17 protein-coding genes are annotated in these 18,611 nt (G+C 63.5%); 8 read left to right on the plus strand and 9 right to left on the minus strand.

Translation table 11 applies throughout. From position 1 onward, the window contains the following. Positions 1-12 precede the first annotated feature (12 nt). From BUB62_RS12970 to BUB62_RS19680, 5 genes are all read right to left on the minus strand, one after another. Positions 13-873 carry an ABC transporter ATP-binding protein gene (locus BUB62_RS12970; RefSeq protein WP_073110689.1) on the minus strand — a complete coding sequence of 287 codons (861 nt, stop codon included), beginning with the start codon at positions 871-873 and terminating at the stop codon, positions 13-15. Then, entirely contained in the window at positions 860-1,735 is an 876-nt protein-coding gene (locus BUB62_RS12975; RefSeq protein WP_073110690.1) for a SagB/ThcOx family dehydrogenase, read from the minus strand. Before BUB62_RS12975 ends, BUB62_RS12970 begins: the two co-directional genes overlap by 14 nt. Before the next feature lie 65 nt (positions 1,736-1,800). Further along, complete coding sequence (locus BUB62_RS12980) at positions 1,801-3,102, minus strand: YcaO-like family protein (RefSeq protein WP_073110692.1); 1,302 nt, start codon at positions 3,100-3,102, stop codon at positions 1,801-1,803. Positions 3,103-3,108: 6 nt separating this feature from the next. After that, the gene (locus BUB62_RS12985) at positions 3,109-4,092 is read right to left on the minus strand and encodes a TOMM precursor leader peptide-binding protein (RefSeq protein WP_073110694.1); all 984 of its coding nucleotides are present in this window, start codon (positions 4,090-4,092) and stop codon (positions 3,109-3,111) included. A gap of 116 nt (positions 4,093-4,208) precedes the next feature. Next, on the minus strand, positions 4,209-4,334 hold the full coding sequence (locus BUB62_RS19680; protein ID WP_262490511.1) for a hypothetical protein: 126 nt from the start codon (positions 4,332-4,334) through the stop codon (positions 4,209-4,211). A gap of 444 nt (positions 4,335-4,778) precedes the next feature. Here BUB62_RS19680 and BUB62_RS12990 point away from each other — a divergent pair, with 444 nt between their 5' ends. Then, entirely contained in the window at positions 4,779-6,911 is a 2,133-nt protein-coding gene (locus tag BUB62_RS12990; protein WP_073110695.1) for a TonB-dependent receptor, read from the plus strand. Positions 6,912-7,016: 105 nt separating this feature from the next. On the opposite strand, the gene BUB62_RS12995 is transcribed toward BUB62_RS12990, so the two are convergent. Then, complete coding sequence (locus tag BUB62_RS12995; RefSeq protein ID WP_073110697.1) at positions 7,017-7,268, minus strand: helix-turn-helix domain-containing protein; 252 nt, start codon at positions 7,266-7,268, stop codon at positions 7,017-7,019. A gap of 184 nt (positions 7,269-7,452) precedes the next feature. On the opposite strand from BUB62_RS12995, the gene BUB62_RS13000 reads away from it, so the two are divergent. The 5 genes from BUB62_RS13000 to BUB62_RS13015 all read left to right on the plus strand — a co-directional run bounded on the left by BUB62_RS13000 (position 7,453) and on the right by BUB62_RS13015 (position 13,412). After that, a complete protein-coding gene (locus tag BUB62_RS13000; protein WP_073110699.1) occupies positions 7,453-8,268 on the plus strand; it encodes a LytR/AlgR family response regulator transcription factor in 816 nt (271 codons plus the stop codon). Continuing rightward, complete coding sequence (locus tag BUB62_RS13005; protein WP_143164156.1) at positions 8,265-9,428, plus strand: sensor histidine kinase; 1,164 nt, start codon at positions 8,265-8,267, stop codon at positions 9,426-9,428. The genes BUB62_RS13000 and BUB62_RS13005 overlap by 4 nt, the downstream gene beginning before the upstream one ends. 144 nt (positions 9,429-9,572) lie before the next feature. Continuing rightward, positions 9,573-9,719 carry a hypothetical protein gene (locus BUB62_RS19345; protein ID WP_159437467.1) on the plus strand — a complete coding sequence of 49 codons (147 nt, stop codon included), beginning with the start codon at positions 9,573-9,575 and terminating at the stop codon, positions 9,717-9,719. After that, positions 9,719-10,081, plus strand: a complete 363-nt coding sequence (locus BUB62_RS13010; protein ID WP_073110702.1) for a hypothetical protein — start codon at positions 9,719-9,721, stop codon at positions 10,079-10,081. Before BUB62_RS19345 ends, BUB62_RS13010 begins: the two co-directional genes overlap by 1 nt. Before the next feature lie 226 nt (positions 10,082-10,307). Beyond that, positions 10,308-13,412 carry a lantibiotic dehydratase gene (locus BUB62_RS13015; RefSeq protein ID WP_234988692.1) on the plus strand — a complete coding sequence of 1,035 codons (3,105 nt, stop codon included), beginning with the start codon at positions 10,308-10,310 and terminating at the stop codon, positions 13,410-13,412. Positions 13,413-13,452: 40 nt separating this feature from the next. Here BUB62_RS13015 and BUB62_RS13020 read toward each other — a convergent pair whose 3' ends face one another. Then, positions 13,453-14,382, minus strand: a complete 930-nt coding sequence (locus BUB62_RS13020) for a YihY/virulence factor BrkB family protein (protein WP_143164157.1) — start codon at positions 14,380-14,382, stop codon at positions 13,453-13,455. 182 nt (positions 14,383-14,564) lie between these two features. Here BUB62_RS13020 and BUB62_RS13025 point away from each other — a divergent pair, with 182 nt between their 5' ends. Continuing rightward, positions 14,565-15,374 carry a hypothetical protein gene (locus BUB62_RS13025; RefSeq protein ID WP_073110707.1) on the plus strand — a complete coding sequence of 270 codons (810 nt, stop codon included), beginning with the start codon at positions 14,565-14,567 and terminating at the stop codon, positions 15,372-15,374. Positions 15,375-15,475: 101 nt separating this feature from the next. Here BUB62_RS13025 and BUB62_RS13030 read toward each other — a convergent pair whose 3' ends face one another. Both BUB62_RS13030 and BUB62_RS13035 read right to left on the minus strand, forming a co-directional pair. Beyond that, on the minus strand, positions 15,476-16,204 hold the full coding sequence (locus tag BUB62_RS13030; protein ID WP_073110708.1) for a DUF3891 family protein: 729 nt from the start codon (positions 16,202-16,204) through the stop codon (positions 15,476-15,478). Between the two features lie 155 nt (positions 16,205-16,359). Then, positions 16,360-17,364 carry an NAD-dependent epimerase/dehydratase family protein gene (locus tag BUB62_RS13035; RefSeq protein WP_073110710.1) on the minus strand — a complete coding sequence of 335 codons (1,005 nt, stop codon included), beginning with the start codon at positions 17,362-17,364 and terminating at the stop codon, positions 16,360-16,362. A 142-nt stretch (positions 17,365-17,506) separates the two neighbouring features. Between BUB62_RS13035 and BUB62_RS13040 the strand changes: the two genes are divergently transcribed. Beyond that, positions 17,507-18,562, plus strand: coding sequence for a patatin-like phospholipase family protein (locus BUB62_RS13040; protein WP_073110712.1), 1,056 nt, complete (start codon positions 17,507-17,509; stop codon positions 18,560-18,562). Positions 18,563-18,611: the final 49 nt, after the last annotated feature.

Below are 18,611 nucleotides of genomic sequence, written 5' to 3' on the forward strand. Positions count from 1 at the left end.
GAGCGGAAAGCGTTAAGCGTGAATGAGATACTGGTACACGTCCTGCAGGCGCTTGGGCGCGAAGGAGAAGTTGGGCATGCGCCCGTTCACCTTGGCGAAGAAGGCCTTCACATCGGGCACGAACACGTGGTAAGACTCCTCGTTTTCCACGTATACCTCATCCGTGAGCAGGGCCGGGTCGCACTCGCGCTTGCTCATGATGATCTTCTTATCGGCCCCGATGTAGCGCTGCGAGAGCAGGCTGCCCGGCGACTCGGGCGGCAGCAGCAGCTGGCCCTCGTGCAGAAACACCACCTGATCGGCGTGGGCGCTGGCCTCTTCCCAGTCGTGGGTTACAAACAGGATGGAGCGGGCGTAGCGGCGCAGCACGCGGGTCCAGAGCAGCTCGCGGGTGGCCGGGTCCAGGTCGGCGGTGGCCTCGTCCAGCACCAGCAGGTCGGGCCGGTGCATCAGGGCCAGAAACAGGCCCACCCGCCGCCGCTCGCCGCCCGAGAGCACCTGCATGAACTTGGGCAGCAGGCCGTCCAGGCTCAGCACATGCAGCAGCTCCTTGTGCTCGGCGTAGCGCAGGCCATAGATAGCGGAGAAGTAGTCGAGCACTTCGCGCACCTTCAGCAGGCCGTAGGTGGGCACCTGGTCATACACCACCCCGATGTGCTTGCGCATCCGGGCGAAGGGCTGACCGTTGAAGGTGGCCGTGCCGGCGGTGGGCAGCACGTCGCCGAGCAGCACGGCCAGCAACGACGACTTGCCCGACCCATTGGCCCCCAGCAGGGCCACCGATTCCCCGTCGGCGATGCGCAGGGATATGCCTTTCAGAATCTCGCGGTCGGCTACGCTGTAGCGAACGTCGGTTAGCTCAGTGGTTAGCATGGCAGGCGGGGGCTAAGGGTTTTTTGCCGAGAATCATCACGTTCTGCACCGTTTCAAACACGCCGTTCAGGCCCAGGAAGCGGTTCACCTTCTGGTCGTCGTAGCCGCCCACCATGCACGAGCCCAGGCCCAGGGCCTCGTTGAGCAGCGTCATCATCTGGGCCACGAAGCCCGACTCGTGCAGCATGAAGCGGTAGCCCCGCTCGCCGTACTTGATCATCACCCGCTCGAAGATGCCGGTGGTGAGCACCAGGCCCGAGGCGGTGTTGATGTTGATGTAGGGCTCGGCCTGAATGAGCTGCTTGAGCTCGGCGCGGAAGTCGCCTTCCTTGAGGCACTCCAGGGCCAGCGTATCGGGGCGGAAGTGGTAGAGGCCGGGCGTTACGTGGCTGTCGAACAGCACCACGTAGATTTCGAGCGGATACAGGCCGCCCGGCGAGGGAATGTAGCGGAACGACATCTGCCCGCCCTCGCCCTTTTCCTGGCGGCTGATGCCGTAGGAGTAGTTCAGCAGCACATACAGCTCGTAGAGCGAGAGTTGGTAGCCGGGCTCGTAGTTGCGCACGCTCTGGCGGCCCTTCACCAGGTCGATGAAGTCGACGGCCGGGGCCGGCACGTCGCGGTAGTCGGCCAGCGAAATGGACTTGCTGGCCGGATACACCTTGTAGGGCTGGGTGGCCCGCTGCGTCACGTAGGGGCTGAAAAACCCGCGGATGCTGTGCGAGAGCTTGATCTGGTCGAACTTGGTGAGCTTGGTGTTCTGGTGGTAGAGCAGGGCCAGGGAGTCTTTGATGTTCTTGGCACCGTACATCCCCCGCTCGATGGTGTCAAGGCTTTGCTGAGCCGTAGAAATGCGTTTCATAAGAAGGTCCGGGTTTGAATGCGTGAGGGGTCAGGGCTGGGGCAGGCGAGCGGCGGGGCCGGCGCTCAAGGGAAGGGGTGCGGATACTTGTTCAGGTGGTCGTAGCCGTGGGCGGTGTAGCCCATCTTGGCGGGCACCTCATACAGGCGCTTGCCGCCGTGGTAGTAGAGTGGGTAGCCGCCGGCCAGGGCAATGAGCTGGGGCACCAGCACCTTGATGCTGTAGAAGCCCAGCTGGCGCACGTCGGGGGTTGAAATATCCTTGAACAGCACGTCGCAGCCGGCCTTTTTGAGCGTCTGCACCAGGTGGCGCACCTCGTCCACGTCGGAGCGCACGGGCTTCTCGTGCAGGTCGATGTCCTTGGTTTCCAGGGCCTGGCGGTACTCGTCGAACACGAACCACATGTCGGGGCGCTTCACGTAGAAAATCGAGTGGTCCTCGAAGCTCATCAGCTGGTTGTAGTTGTCGGTCGGCTCCCAGTCCTTCTTCTCGTTCAGCAGGTAGCGGAAGTAGGTCACGCCCTGCCCGATTTCCTTGATGACCTTCTGCACGGCCTGCCCGTAGGTGGCGCGGGTAGAGGTGCCCACGGCCACGAACTTGCCGAACTCCGCCTCGCCGAAGCAGATGCCGAACACGCTGGGCACGTCCAGGTCGTAGCGGATGTCGAAGAAGTGCCACTCGTAGCTGGTCGGGAAGCTGGCATCGATGTGGGCCTGCAACTCGGCCGAGATGCGAATCTTCGGCGGCACTATTTTCTGGGCCCAGGTAATCACGAAGCTGTCGCGCTCAATCACCTCGTAGAGGCCCGTGAGCATGGCCTTGTGCGGATTGGTGTGCGCGGCCAGGCCCGTGGAGGTGTTGGCATTGATCCAGGGCCGCTCGTGCGACCAGGGCAGGTAGATCATGCCGCCCGGAGCCCACTTCTCCTCGCCGGTGGCCAGGTCCGTCATCGGAAACCAGTACAGGTTTGTGTCGTCGGTGAAGGGCTCGATGGGGGTTTTGCCCTTCAGAAACTCGTACTGCTTGGGGTGGTAGAGGGCGTATTCGCTCGGGGCCACGGCGGCCTTGCCCAGCGTGCGGTAGGGGGCCTGCACGGCCTCGCGCAGGTTGTAGAAAGCGCAGGCGTAGCGTTCCACCGTTTCGCCGATGGTGCCCATGAAGGCTTCCTGCCAGGTGGCCCCGCAGCCGCTGCTGCGGCCCCCGAACTCCTCGCCCCCCATCACCTTGGTGCTGCCCGGCCAGATGCCGTAGCTCATCAGGTTGGGGTCCTGGTTCATAATGGGCATCTTGGAGATGCGCGAGAGCAGGCCAACCTCGGCCGAGATACTGTGCAGCGCTTTATTGACGCTGGTTTCGATGACGTTCATGGCTTCTTAGCGGGCTAGGGTGACGGGTTCGAGCCAGGGTGCCGGCGCGTAGGCCAGCTCGGGCTGGCAGACTTCGCAGAAGGGCACTTTCAGCAAGTGGTGCTTGGTAACGCCGTAGGTGAAGGCATCCACGCTGATGTAGGATTTCCAGGTTTCGGGCACGCTCCAGCAGTGCAGAAACTTGCTGGTTTCCAGCACCGCGTAACCCGCCAGCATATCCACCAGGATGTCGTAGCCGGGCAGGCGGTCGGGCTTGGCGGTCTGGTGGTTGGCCTTCAGGTGGCTTTCGTATTCCTCGGAGTAGTTCAGGAAGGTGTCGTGGCTTTTCAGGCGCAGCTTCAGGCAGTGGTAGCAGCCGCACTCCTCGCCCCAGAAGATGGGTCCCACCTTCAGATTCGGCCCTTCGATGCCGCCCAGGTAGAGCCAGGGCTTGTTGGCCGCCACGGCCAGCTCGTTGAAGCGCTCCAGGAACAGCGGGTTCCAGTTGTGGCCGTCTACCACCAGAAAGTCGCTGTCGGCCAGCAGCTTCTGAATCTGCGCGTCGTCGGCCTCGCCCAGGGCCGAGAACTGGTTTACCTGCGGAAAGCCATACTGTTCGGCTTTCTTGGCAAACAGCCGCCCCAGGCTTTTCTCGCCCACGAAGGTGATGGTGGCCGGCTTTTGCGCGTCGGTGGTGGTGGGGCCGTAGGGGTTGTCCTTCTTGGTGCCCATGGTCTTGGCCAGCTCGCGGGCATTCTCGAAGGAGAGGAAGTTGTTGGCATCCAGCTCCTGCAGCACGTCCAGGATTTTCTCCTTGGGGTAGGTGCGCTCCAGCTTCCGCACCAGCGCCGAGAGGGCCAGCTCGGGGTCTTTGGCCAGCAGGTCGGCCAGCTGCACGAACAAGGCGGCTTTGTCCTCGTCCTGAAATTCGATGGCGTACACGTCCGTCTTGGTGCGGACCTGGAACATGCCATTCTTACGGTCTTCGTAGATGTCGAAGTGATGGAGCATGATGAAGGGGAGTTAAGTGCGCGGGGTGTTTCCAGCCCGATGAAACCAAAGGCCCGCCAACGGACCGCCGAAACCAAATCAGCAGGCGACCGGGGCCGCCTGCTGATTTTTGGTCGTTACTCGGCAGCTACTGTGTCGAGCAGGAACCAGCAGCACGTGCAGGTATTGCAGTTGCAGCAGCAGCCGGCGGCCACAATGCTGCGGCTGTCCATCGTGTTGGCGGAGAGTTTGGTAATCTTCATCGGGAAAGGATTAAGAAATGAATGTGCCTACTCTGTTAGATGGGATTTTCGGCGACGTCCCTCTATTGTGCCATGGCTCACAATATGCAGTGGTCGGGGGCCCGGGGCCGGGGCAAAAAGCTCGCTGAGCGAGTGCCGCGGTGGTCTGGGCCGGTTTGATGATTCAAAGGTGGGCTACCCTGGGCCGGGGTTCAATAACGCCTGGTTATACCTTATGCGCTTTGGCTATAAAGCGCCGCCAAGCCGGTAAAAAATGGGGTTTGGCCGGGGTCGGGCCCGCGAAAAGCCGCCCGAAATGGTGGGCGGAGGCGTGCGGGGGCCACCAGGTTCATACACGTTTTTGCGGGGTCTGTACCGGCGGCAGGCCGGTTCGCCCGAAATGGCTGGTTGGGGGCGGTTCGGGCCGATAGTTTCGACCTATCGACCCTCCTAAACCCCCTCATTATGAAAGCTTTGTTCCTCTCGGCGGCCCTGCTCAGCGCCACCCTGGCCCACGCCCAAACCCCGCTCCGCGGCCTCATCACCGACAAAAACGGCCAGGCCATTCCGGGCGCCAACGTGTATCTGAAAGGCAATTTTGAAGGCACCTCCACCGACAGCGTAGGTCGCTTCGTGCTGCGCACCAAGCTCACCGGGGCGCACACGCTGGTGGTATCATCAGTGGGCTATGCCAGCCAGGAGCGCGTGCTGCGCCTGGGCGCCGATACCACGCTGCTGCGCATGGCCCTGCCCGAAGCCGCCAACGTGCTGGGCGGCGTGACCATCTCGGCGGGCCTGTTTGAGGCCGGCGACGAAAAGCGCATGACGGCCCTCAAGCCCCTGGACATCGTGACCACCGCCGGCGGCGGGGCCGACATCACCAGCGTGCTGCAGAACCTGCCCGGTACTGCCCGCGTGGGCGAGCAGGAAGGCCTGTTTGTGCGCGGCGGCGCGGCCAGCGAAACCAACACGCTCATCGACGGCATGATCGTGCAGAACCCCTTCTATAGCAGCATCCCCGACGTGGCCCAGCGCGGGCGCTTCGAGCCGTCCATGTTCAAGGGTACGGCCTTCAGCACCGGCGGCTACTCGGCCCAGTACGGGCAGGCCCTGTCGTCGGTGCTGCTGCTCGACACCCAGGACAAGGAAAACGACGCCAACAAGCTCACCTTCGATGCCAACCCCGCCAACCTCGCGCTGGGCTACACCCACCGCGGCAGCATCACGGGGCGCGTGTCGTATACCAACATGCAGCCCTACTTTACGCTGCTGAACCAGACGCGCAGCTGGGCCAAGGCCCCGGAAGGGCTCGATGCCTCGCTCACGGTGAAGGAAAAGCTCTCGACCCACGGCAGCCTGAAGCTCTACGCCACCACCAGCCACAGCAACTCTACCATCAATCTGCCTACCTACGAGCGGCCTGAGGAAATCTACCCGCTGCGCCTGCGCAACCGCAACTACTTCACCACCAATTCCTACCAGCATCAGTTCGGCGAGGGCAAGTGGGAGCTGAAGGCGGGCTTTTCCTACAGCCACAATTACGACTACATCAACGTGGCCGCCAATAAGTCCTTGGACCGCTACGACCGCCGCCTGCAGTACCGCACCGTGCTGACGCGCTTTCTGCGCGGCAACCACACGCTGCTGGCCGGGGCCGAGGTACATCAGATTCAGCTTACCAACGAATTGATTTCGGCCAAGTACACGCTGCAGGACTCGTATCGAGCGGCCTTCGCCGAGGGCGAGTTTCATCTGGGCCTGCGGGTGGCGGCGCGGGTAGGCGTGCGGGCCGAGCAGGCCACGGTGCTGGGCCGGGCCAATGCCGCCCCCCGCGTTTCGGTGGCCTACCAGGTGGGGGCGCACGGCCAGGTGTCGGTGGCCGCCGGCCAGTTCTACCAGACTCCCGACAAAAGCTACATCTACCGCAATCAGCAGCTGAACTTCGAGAAGGCCGGGCACTTCATGCTCAACTACCAGTTCATGCACAACGACCGCACCTTCCGGGCCGAAACCTACTACAAGCAGTACGCGCAGCTGGTGCGCGAGAAAGGCCTGATCGGCTTTGATCCCGACCCCTACCGCCTCGTAACGGCCGCCACCGACAACAGCGGCCACGGCTACGCCCGCGGCCTCGACCTGTTCTTCCGCGACCAGAAAAGCATCAAGCACGGCGACTTCTGGGTGTCCTACTCGCTGCTCGACACCAAGCGCCTGGCCGGCAACTTCGTGGCCCTGGCCACGCCTACCTACGCTTCCAAGCACAACCTGAGCGTAGTCTATAAGCACTTTGTGCCCAAGCTGGGCGTGTCGGCCAGCGGCACCTACCGCTTTGCCAGCGGCCGCACCTACTACGCCTACGAGGCCCCCGAATTCCTGGGCGACCAGCTGCGGGCCTACAGCAACCTGAGTTTGTCTTTGAGCAAGGTTGTGTTCGTCAAGCGCAGCTACGTGGTGGTCTACACCTCCCTCGACAACGCCCTGGGCACCCGCAACGTGTACGGCTATCGCTACTCGCCCGATGGCAAGCTGCGCTACCCGGTGCAGCCCCAGACCTACCGCACCGTATTTGCCGGCATCTCGCTGAACCTGAGCAAGTAGCCCGCCGCATTCCGTCCCGGGAGGGTCGATTCTCTTGGACGGAAGGCCGTCCTGCCCGGCCGCTTGCGCGGCCCGGCGGGGCGGCCGCTGGCGTTGGGGGGCGGCTCAGGCCGCCAGGCTCCCGTCGCTCCGAATACAGCGCAGCATCAGCTCCTGCGCGCTCAGGCTGATCAGGTCTAGCAGGCTCATCTGGTAGAGGGCGGCCAGCTTGGTCAGGCAGTCTACCGAAAGCTGGGTGCGGCCCGACTCCTTCTTGCTGTAGGCCGCCTGGCTGATGCCCATCTGGAAGGCCACGTATTCCTGGGGGTAGCCGTGAATCTCGCGCAGCTTGCGCGCTTTGAGGGAGAAAGCATTCATCGGTGGAAAGGCTGAAGCGGTTGGAGAAACGGAGGCTCCACGGCCCCCGACGATTCGAAATAGGCCCGTGGCGGCGCGCCGGCCAACATATTTCGCCCGATAGCAGGATTTTACCGGCAAATGCGTGTATACTTACGCTGTTTGAACCCGGTGTTTGCGCCGGCCGCCCTGCCGCTGCCCTGCTATGAGTCAACCTCTCCGCTGCTACGTAATCGACGACGAACCCGCTGCCCGTGAGCTTATTACCAAATACATTGGCCGAATTCCCTACCTGGAGCTGATTGGCCAGGCCACCAATGCCATAGATGCGCTGTTTGCGCTGGAAACGCTCCAGCCCGACGTGCTGTTCTTGGACGTGGAAATGCCCGAGATGACCGGGTTCGAGTTTCTGCGGGTGCTGGCCGCCCAAACCCCCGACGTGCGGATGCCCGCCGTGGTGATGATAACGGCCTATCCGCAGTATGCGGTGCAGGGCTACGAGCACGAAGTAGCCGACTACCTGCTCAAGCCCGCCTCGTTCGAGCGCTTCATGCGGGCCATCAACCGGGTGGCCCCGCGCCGCTTGGCTGCCCTGGCCGGGCCGCCCGCCGCCGCCGCTGCCGTTGCGCCGCCCGAGCCCGTCGCTCCGGTTCCGGCTCCTGCTGAGGCGCTGGAGACCGCCGAGGCCGGGCCGGGCAAGGCGGGCTTTTTTCTGGTGAAGGAGGACAAGAAGCTGATTCGGCTGGTGCCCCAGGAAATCGTGTTTGTGGAAAGCCTGAAGGACTACCTGAACATCTACCTGACCAGCCGCACCATCACCACCCACATGACCATGACCAAGCTTGAAGCCATGCTGCCGGCCGACCAGTTCATGCGCGTAAATCGCTCCTACCTCGTGCGGCTGGGGGCTATTAAGGAAATTGATGGCAACCTGATTACCACCGCCGACGGCAAGCGCGTGCCCATTGGCGTCACGTACCGCGAGCGGGTGATGGAGGCCATGAAACAGAACATGATGTGAGCCGGGCAAGCTGGCTTTCGGTACCGCGGCTGGCGTTGCCACCGCTCAGCTGGCAGCGCCTGCGGCAGCATGCGCTGTGGTGGCTGCTGCCGCTGCTGCTGGAGTATTACTTTATCAGCCAGCTGCTCAAAGACAACGCGCGGGTGGTGGTGCCGGCTACGGCCGTCATTTTTCTGCAAACCATCCTCACGTACTACTGGCTCGGGTACTTCTTGTTTCCGCGCTACCTGCACCGGATGCGGGCGCACTGGCTGGTTGGGCACATTGTGGTGGTCTTCTACGCGGTATATCTGAATAACTACCTGCTGTTCAGGTCGCTGCAGCCGCTCAGCAACGGCTTCGGCATAAGCCGGCTGGCGTACGTGGAGCGCATCTGGCATCACATTCTGGCCCCGGCCGGGCCGCTGGGGTGCTTCACCTCCCTGCGCGCCGCGCTCTGGAACTACGGCTTCAGCCTGTTCATCGTCACCATTCTGCTGCTCATCAAGTTTGTGCGCGATATAACGGTCTACCAGACCAAAAATCTGCGCCTGGAGCGGGACCGGATAGCGCTGGAAAACAGCAACCTGATGCTGGAGCTGAACTTTCTCAAGTCGCAGATCAACCCGCACTTTCTGTTCAATACCCTCAACAGCATCTACGTGCAGGTAGAAGACACCAACGAGCGGGTGGCCGAGCAGGTGCTGCAGCTCTCCGACCTGATGCGCTACGGCCTCTACGAATCCAACACCAGCCAGGTAGAGCTGAGCCGCGAGCTGGACTACATCAACAGCTACCTGCAGCTGGAAAAATCGCGCTACGGCGGCCAGGCCGACATTCAGTTCGAGCGGCATGACAACCACGAGGACTACCACATTGCGCCGCTGCTGCTGATTTCATTCGTCGAAAACGCCTTCAAGCACGGCGTGGGCCGCGTGAAGGGCGGCAGCTTCGTGCACGTGCGGGCCGTGGTGCAGAACCAGGCGCTGGAGTTTTCCATCCGCAACAGCGTGCCGGCCAATGGGCGGCCGGAGCCGACTAGCGTGGGCGGCGTGGGCCTCAGCAACGTGCGCAAGCGCCTGGAACTGCTCTACGGCGGCCGGCACGACCTTCGCATCGACGCGGGCCCCGAGCAGTATGCCGTGCGGCTGCGGCTGCAGTTTGCCGGCCCGGCCGCCTAGGCCGGGCCGCCCGAATTCATTCCCGGCTCCATACTCAGCATTCATCGACGCGCGGCAGGGCATTCGTCTAAACTTGTAGGTAGTGGCGGCGCATTGCGGCAGCTTTGGTTCATAATCATTTCACACCCTCACATTCTGACCCGTATGAAAACCTCTGCCAAAGCCCCCCGCCTGACCCTGAAAAAAGAGCGGCTCGTGTGTCTGACCTCCGCCCCCCTGAGCGGCAATGCCTGCGCTTCCAGCATCCTGTGCGACATTCTGACGGTGGGCGGAGTAGTGGGCAATATGTGATGTACCGCTGCCTGTTGCTCTGCTATTCGGGGGTAGCGCCGTCCAGCCTGTTGCTCAAGTTCATTGAGCGCACCGGCTGCCTGGAGCTTAGCTGGGTGGGCACCTACGCCGAACTGGCACCGTCGGCGCCGCCGGCCGCTGGCTGGGACCTGGTCTTTGCCACGCTGCCCGCCCCGGATCATCCGCTGCTGGATAGCTACTGGCGGGTGCTGCAGGGGCAAAAGGCGCTGATTCTCTCCTCGCTCTACCCCGAAAAGATGTTTGTGCGGGAAGGCTGGCGGCCCGTGGCTTTTCTGAATGAGCCTTTCTCGTTCGAGCAGTTTCAGGAGGCCCTGCAGCGTTACCTCGACCAGCGCCCCTAGCCGCTCCTGGTGCCCCTTCGCAATCCTCTGTACGCCTTCCCGGCGGCCCACCAGGTTTCTGGTAGCTGCCGGGGAGGCGTGCCCCGTTTCGGGCCCGCCGTGGGGTTTTCAGGCCATGGAAGGCCCTGTAGTTGAAGTAGGTGTTGTTCAGAGCTTTTTTCTAAAAAAATTTATACTGCGAACTAGCGCGTTTATATATCTTGCTTCTTGCATTGCCCCAATAAGCATGTATTCGCCTATGATTCAGCACTACGGCTTTTTTCTGCTTCGCCGCCCGGCGCTTCCTCTTCAGCGGCTGCAGCAGCTGCGCCAAAGCCTGCTAACCCAGCCCCTGGGCAAGCTCATGCGCGACTGGTACACCGATCCGGCGGCCCGGCAGGCCATCTACGTGGCATCGGCGGGGCTGCACGAGCGGCTGAGCCGATGGCTGGCGGGCGAGGTGATACCGGAAGAGGCCCGGCTACTGGATACGCTGCACAAATACGCCATCCGGATGAGCAGCCGCTGCACGCCCTACGGCCTGCTGGCCGGCTGCGCGCTGGGCCGGGTGGGGGCCGTTTCGCAGCTGGGTGCGGCCCGGCTGCCCGCCCTGCGCAGCCACACCCGCCTCGATGCAGAATACCTGCAAGCCCTGCACGAGTGGCTGCTGCTGCAGCCTGACGTGCGCGGCCAGGTGCTGCTCTACCCCAATACGTCGCTCTACGCCGTGGGCGACAGCCTGCGCTACGTGGAGCAGCAGCGCGATGCCCTCACGCGCCGCTACTTCATCAGTGCCGTAGAGGCCGATGAGTTTTTGCGGGGCGTGCTGGCGCAGGCGGCGGCCGGCACCACGCTGCCGGCGTTGGTGCGGCATCTGGGCGAACAAGGCATTGAGCCCGAGGAGGCGGAAGCGTACCTGGATCAGCTGCTGGCCGATGGCGTGCTGCGCTCGGCGCTGGAGCCCACCGTCATTGGCCCCGACTACCTGCCCGCACTGCTCGGGCAGCTGGCCGTTCTGCCCGGCGCGGAGGCCCTGGTGGCCGAGCTAAGCGCCCTGCACGAGCTGCTGACCACGCATCCGGACGCAGATTTTGTGGGCAAGACCGTGGAAAGCTGGCTGGCCGCGCGCCAGATTGCCGCGCCCGCCACCGGCCCGCTGCGGGTAGATGCCTACTACCCCGAAGCCGCGCCCCAGCTGAGCGAAACCCTGCTCCAGCAGCTCCAGCAGCAGCTCCAGCGGCTGTTCGTGCTCAATCAGCCCAGCACCCAGCCCGATCTGGACGATTTCAAGCGGCGCTTTCATACCCGCTACGAAGACGAGGAAGTGCCCCTGGCCCTGGCCCTGGATCAGGAGCACGGCGTAGGCTACGGCAGCAGCTCCGCGCTGGGCATCGGCTACGCCCCCATGATTGACGACCTGTCGTTGCCGGCCACGGAAGCCGCGCCGCCGCGGTCCGCCGCCGACTGGTGGCAGGCGCTGGTGCTGCAAAAATATTCGCAGGCCCTGCGCGAGGCCCAGGCCGAAATCGAGCTGACCGACGCAGACCTGGCCTACATCGGGCAGCAGCGCCCCGCGCCGGCCCCACTGCCCGACAGCTTCTACGTGTTCGGCAACCTGCTGGCGGCCCCGGAGCCGGCCGACTACCGCTTCAACCTGCTGGCCTGCCAGGGGCCGTCGGCCATTCAGCTGCTGGGCCGCTTCTGCGCCGGCGATGCGCAGCTGGCCGCGGCGGTGGCCGGCTGCGTGCGCCGCACCGAGGAGCACCATTCGGAGGTGGTGTTTGCCGAAATCGTGCATTTTCCGGAGTCCAGGGCGGGCAATATTATGACCCGGCCCACGCTCTACCGCTACGAAATTCCGTATCTGGGGCGGGCTTCGGTGCCGGCCGAACGGCAGCTGCCGCTGGCCGATCTGTACGTATCGGTGCGCAACGGCGAGCTGCTGCTCCGCTCGCGCCGGCTGAATAAGCGCGTGATTCCGCGCCTTTCCAACGCCCACAATTTTCACCAGGGCGTGCCCATCTATCGGTTTCTGTGCGACCTGCAGCAGCAGACCAGCCACCTGAATGTGCAGTGGAACTGGAGCGTGCTGGCCGAGCAGGCCTATCTGCCCCGCGTGCGCTACCGCAGCATCATTCTGAGCCGGGCCACCTGGCTGCTGCGCAGCGCCGAGCTGGAACCCGACAACCTGATGCGCCTAGCTACCATGCTCACGCGGCGCGGCGTGCCGGAGCAGTTTGTGCTGGCCGTGGGCGACAATGAGCTGAGCCTGTCGCTGCACGTGCCCGATTCGCTGCGGCTGCTGGCGCAGGAGCTGCGCAAATCGGCCACCGTGCGGCTGTATGAGGTGCTGCAAACCGCCGAAAGCTGCGCCGGCCCAGGGCGGCCGGCGTTTGCCAATGAGCTGGTGCTGCCCTTCTACAACCCCGCCGCCCCCGCCATTGCCGGGCTGCGGGCCGACACGCCCGAGCTGCCACCGCGCCGGTTTTCCATTGGCAGCGAGTGGCTGTATCTGAAGGTGTATACCGGCGAGAAAACCTCGGATGGGCTGCTGGCGCACACGCTATATCCGGTCATTCAGCGGCTGCTGGACTGCCGGGTGGTGGAGCATTTTTTCTTCGTGCGCTACCGCGACAACGACCCGCATCTGCGGCTCCGGTTTCGGGGCAATAGTCACCTGGAGTTCTACCATATCGTGATTCAGGCGCTGGAGCGCTGCCTGCGCGAGCCTGTGCGCACCGGCAGCGTGCACCGTATTCAGACCGATACGTACCAACGCGAGCTGGAGCGCTACGGGCACCAGCAGATTGGGCAGTGCGAAACCCTGTTTCACTGCGACAGCCTCAGCACGCTCCGCTTCCTGAGCCGCACCGGGGCCGTGTTTGCCGAGCCGGACCGCTTTTGCCTGGCCATTGCCAAGATAGACCGGCTGCTGGCCCTGCTGGCGCTGCCCTATGCCGAGCGCCACGCGCTGCTGCACCAGCTGCAGGAAAGCTTCTTTGCCGAGTTCAGGGGCGATGCCAACTTGCGCCGGCAGCTGAACGACAAGCACCGGCAGTACCGGCCGCTGCTGGAGCAGGCGCTGCGGCTGGCCGCCCAGCCCGCGCCGCCGGAGGAGGCCGCGCTGGAAGAGCAGCAGCGCGCGGCATTGCTGGTGCTACAGCAGACTTCACCCACGCCGGCCCACCTGCGCGGCCTGCTGGCTAGCCTGATCCACATGATTGTCAACCGGCTTTTTCCTTCCAAGCAGCGGGCTTACGAGCTGATGCTCTACCACTGCCTGGCCCGGCAGTATCAGTCGCTGCAGGCCCGCTCGCACGCGGCAGAGAAGGCCGCCGCCCTGGAAGAATAACTCTGGCCTGTGAGCCGGGCGCGGCCGGATAACCGGCCCGCTAGGCTCGGAACCGGCCCGTGGAGCGGGGCCGGCCAGTGGTGATTTCCTCCTTGCTTGCGCCCTCGGGCACCTCACGGGTTTCGATGCGCACGGCGTGGGCCTTGGGCTGCACACGCTGCCCGTAAGCATCGGCAAACTCCTGGGTGAACTCGGCCCCGAAGAAGATAATCAGCGACGAATAGTTGACCCACACCAGCAGCACGATAGCCGAGCCGGCGGCCCCGAACGCCGAGCCGGGGTCGGCGTAGGAAATGTAGGCCGCAATGAGAAACTTGCCCAGCACAAACAGCAGCGCCGTGATAAAAGCGCCCATCCACACGTCGCGCCAGCGGATGATGGCATCGGGCAGGAAGCGGTAGATGAGCGCAAACAGGGCCGTGGTGATGCCCAGCGACAGGGCAAAATCGATGAGGCGGATCAGGATGATGGTGACATCGGGCAGCAGGCGCTGCAGGTAGCCGGTGAAGGCCGACAGCACGGCGCTGATCATAAAGGAAATCAGCAGCAGCAGGGCCACGCTCAGAATGAGGCCAAACGACAGAAACCGGTCGTGAATGAACTGCCAGATGCCGTTGCGAGGCTTCACCTTCAGGTTCCAGATGTCGTTGATGCTCTCCTGCAGCGTGACGAAAAAGGTGGTGGCGGCGAAAATGAGCGTGCCAATGCCGACCACGGCGGCCACGCCGCTGCGCTCCTGCCTGTTGAACTCGTTGATGCTGTCCTGAATGAACTTGGCCGAGTCGGCCCCGACCAGGCCCTTCATCTGGGCAAACACCTGCCCCGTCACGGCCTCCGAGCCAAACAGCGAGCCGGCCACCGTGATGACGATAATCAGCAGCGGCGGCAGCGAAAAAATGGTGTAGTAGGAAAGCGCCGCCGCGTGCCGGAACGAGTTGTTGGTCATGAACTCGCCCGCGGTGGTTTTCATAGTGCTTATGATATTGCCGAAGGAGTAAGGGGTGGCCATAGGGAGGTGGTCGGTTGGAAGACAGTGTGCCTACTACGGCCTGGGTGCGTGAGGCGTTGGCAAAATGATGGCGGCGGCCGGCTACCTTGCGTATAGCGCAGTCCGCGCCTCCGGGCTGTGGTGCCACCAAACGCTCTGCACTTATGAAGAATCCAGTCATTTGCCTGTGGGCGGCCGCCTTGGCCGCGGCCGTGTTGCCGGCCCTGCCCGCGCCGGCCCAGAATCCCTCGGCTCCGCCCAAAGTGAAGCCCCTGCTCATTGATGGCCGCGCCGACCAGGCCGGCTCCGATGCCAAAGCCCTGGCCCTGGCCGACCGCGTGATGACGCAGATGGGCGGCCCCGAAGCCTGGCAGAAAGCCCGCCTGCTGGGCTGGGATTTCCTGGACGGCTCGTATCAGCTCTGGGACAAGTACACCGGCGACTTTCATTGGCAGAAAGGCGACCTGGTGGCCAACTACAACCTGAACACCAAAGTGGGCCGCGCCTACAAGGCCGGCCAGGACATCAGCGCCACCGACGAGGGCAAGAAGCTGCTGGACAAGATGTACCCCATCTGGGTGAACAACTCCTGGTGGCTCGTGATGCCCTTCAAGCTCCGCGACCCAGGCGTTACGCTGACTCACCAAGGTGCTGGCAAGCTGATGGATGGCACGCCCGCCGAGGTGCTGCACATGACGTTTCAGAACGTAGGCGTGACCCCCGACAACAAATACGAGCTGCTGATAAACCCCAAAACCAACCTGGTAGAGGAGTGGGCCTACTTCCCCAAAGCCGCCGACGCGCAGCCCGCCTTCCGCCGCCGCTGGACCGAGTACCGCACCTACGGCTCCCTTCAACTAGCCGCCGACCGCTCCGACGGAAAAGACAACCGCCGAATCAACAGCATAGCCGTACTCCAAACCGTGCCCCCCGGCCTGATGGACAGCAAAGTGCTGGTGGAGAAAGTGAAATAGTGAAATGGTGAGATAGTGAGTTTGATGTTCGGCTTGCACAAATGGCGCATTTGGCGCAGTTAGCGCAAGTCGAACATCAAACTCACCATTTCGCCATCTCACTATTTCACTATCCCCCAGCTCAGCGTTTCGATGGGGGCGGTGCGGAGGGCGGCGGCTAGCTCGGGGTCGTCTTTGAACTGGAGCTGGGTGAGCAGGGAGGTTTCTACGCTCACGGTGAAGGATTTGGCCTGGAAGGGCCAAGGCGTGATGGTGATGGGGCCGTCGGCGGTGGGGCGCACCACGTCGTAGCGCTGGCCGTCGGAGCCGGTGTAGATTTCGAGGCTGCGGCCCATCTCGGGCAGCTCCTGGCGGCACAGAATCAGGCTGAGCCGGTCGCACCAATGCATCAGGTCGTAGGCCTGCTGCGCCTCTTTTTTGCTCACTTTGAGCTGTTTGCGCCAGGTTTCCTGGCTGGCCAGCTGCTCATCCAGAAACGCATCAGTAGCCTTCTGCTGCCCGCGCAGCGGCTCGTAGAGCACGCTCAGGTGCATGCTGGTGAGCAGGCTGCGCCACCGGCCCTGAAACCGGGCCGCCCGCACCACGCCCTGCGCCTGTTCGAGCGAGAATTCCTGCAGCGTGAAGTCGGCCGGGGCGCCGGCGGGCGTGAGGCCGTAGTGGCCGTCCCAGGCTTTCTGCTCGTCGTCGTGCTGGGCAATGGCGGCCAGCAGGCTCACCCAGCGGTCGGCGGGGCCGAAGGGCTGCCAGTGCCACGCCAGCTGCATAGCCAGCAGCGCATGGGCTTGTTGATAGATGATTTGCCAGCCGGCTTTGGTCAGGTTTACGATCATAAAATCAGTTTGTCATTGCGAGGCACGAAGCAATCCGTCCTCTGAAATGTACCCAACTCTATTTCAGCAGAAAGCCCCGACGCGGATATACGTAAGGGCTTTCCCACAGGTACTTCGCTGCTCAGGACGGATTGCTTCGTACCTCGCAATGACAGCTAGTAGGCCGTCGTGGGTTCGGCCTGTTGCTGCTTCAAATGCAGCAGCATATCGGCCGTCATCTTATCCAGGTCAAACTCGGGCTGCCAGCCCCAGTCCTGGCGGGCGCGCGAGTCGTCGATGCTGGCGGGCCAGGAGTCGGCAATCTGCTGGCGCGAATCGGGCTGGTAGGTCACCTGGAAATCAGGGATATGGCGCTGGATGCTGGCCGTGATTTCCCGTGGGCTGAAGCTCATTGCGCCCAGGTTGTAGCTGCTGCGGATTTTGATCTGGTCGGCCGGCGCGTGCATCAGGTCCAGCGTCGATTTCAGCGCGTCGGGCATGTACATCATCGGCAGGTAGGTGTCTTCGGAAAGAAAGCACTCGTAGTTCTGCCCGGCCACGGCTTTGTGGTAGATGTCCACGGCGTAGTCGGTGGTGCCGCCGCCGGGCAGGCTCTTGTAGCCGATCAGGCCGGGGTAGCGAAGGCTGCGCACATCCAGGCCGTGCTTGCGGAAGTACCACTCGCACCACTGCTCGCCGGCCAGCTTGCTGATGCCGTACACCGTGTTGGGGTTCATGATGGTGAGCTGGGGCGTGTTTTCGCGGGGCGTATCGGGCCCGAATACGGCGATGCTGCTGGGCCAGTACACCTGCTGCACGCCCAGGTCCACGGCAGCATCGAGCACGTTAAACAGCCCATCCATATTCAGCTGCCAGCCAAACTTGGGGTTTTTCTCCGCCGTGGCGGATAGCAGCGCGGCCAGGTGGTACACCTGCTTGGGCCGATACTGGCGTAACACTTCTTCCAGCCGCTTTTTATCCAGCACGTCGAGCTGCTCAAAGGGGCCGGCCTGGGCGGTTTCGGCGTCTTTGGGCACCCGCACGTCGGCGGCTACCACATTTGAGTCGCCGTAGCGCTGGCGCAATTCGTGGGTCAGCTCCAGGCCTAGCTGGCCGCCGGCACCGATAACGAGAATGGTGTCGCCGGCAGGGGTGGCGGCGGAAGTGCTGGATGTGCTCATTCGGGAATAATTGGGGGAAAACGGGTGGGAGAGGAGTGCAAAGATACGGGAGTGGCAGGCTTTCGGTGGCATAAGCCGGCGGGCCCCGTGGCGACAGCTCCGCCCGGTATTCCGTATTCCTTCTCTATCTTGATCAGCTAATATGCGCTACTTTCTCCTGCTCGCTGGGCTGCTGACCTTGCCGCTGGCCGCCACGGCCCAATCTGGCCCGCCCGCCGCCCGCCCCGCCTACCGCAACCTGGTGATGGAGGGCGGGGGAATCCGGGGCGTTGCCTACGGCGGAGCTTTGCAGGAGCTAGAGCAGCAGGGCGTGCTGGCCGGCATCCGGCGCGTGGGCGGCACGTCCGCCGGTGCCATTCAGGCCGCGCTGCTGGCCGTGGGCTATTCGGCCGCTGAAATAATTGCCATCGTCAACAACATGCCGGTGCAGCGGCTCAACGACGGCCGGCTGATTTTCTTCGGCGGCGGCACCCGGCTTATCCGGCAGTACGGCTGGTATCGCGGCGACCAGTTTACCCGGTTTATGAGCGAGCTGGTGGCCCGCAAAACCGGCTCCCCGAACTGCACGCTGGGCCAGTTGCACGAACTGGCCGCTCAGGGCAAAGCCCGCGACCTGTACGTGACGGGGACCAACCTCAGCCGCCAGCAGATCCAGATATTCAGCTACGAAACCCACCCCGATCTGCGCGTGGCCGACGCCGTGCGCATCTCGATGAGCATTCCGCTCTACTTCCGCGCCGTGCTGCTCGACGGACAGGGCCATGTGGTGCAGCAGCCCGCCAAGGGGCAGGCCGTGGAAGTGCTGGTAGATGGTGGCCTGCTGGCCAACTACCCGATTGATCTGTTTGATAAGCCGTCGTACCGGCCCGAAGGCGCCGCCGCGCCAACTGCCATCAACCCCGAAACCCTGGGCCTGCGCCTCGACCGGCCCGAGCAGATTGCCTACGACACGCTGGCCACTGGCCGCCAGCAGCTGGCCCCGTATGCCATCAACAGCTTTGGCTCCTATGTGGGGGCGCTATATAATTTGGCCATCGAAAATCTGAACCCGCCCCGTGCCACCGATTGGGCGCGCACCATCAGCATCAGCACTGCCGGCTTCAACCCGAAGATCAAGCGTGTGTCGGCCGCGCAGAAGCAGCAACTTATGGACAGCGGCCGGGCCGGCGTCCGCGCCTTCCTGGCCCGCCGGCCTTGAGGAGGACCGGGGCTAAGCGTGGGCCAGTCGGCAGGTAGTCATAGCACCG

It is taken from the genome of Hymenobacter daecheongensis DSM 21074 (assembly GCF_900141805.1).
GTDB lineage: Bacteria > Bacteroidota > Bacteroidia > Cytophagales > Hymenobacteraceae > Hymenobacter > Hymenobacter daecheongensis.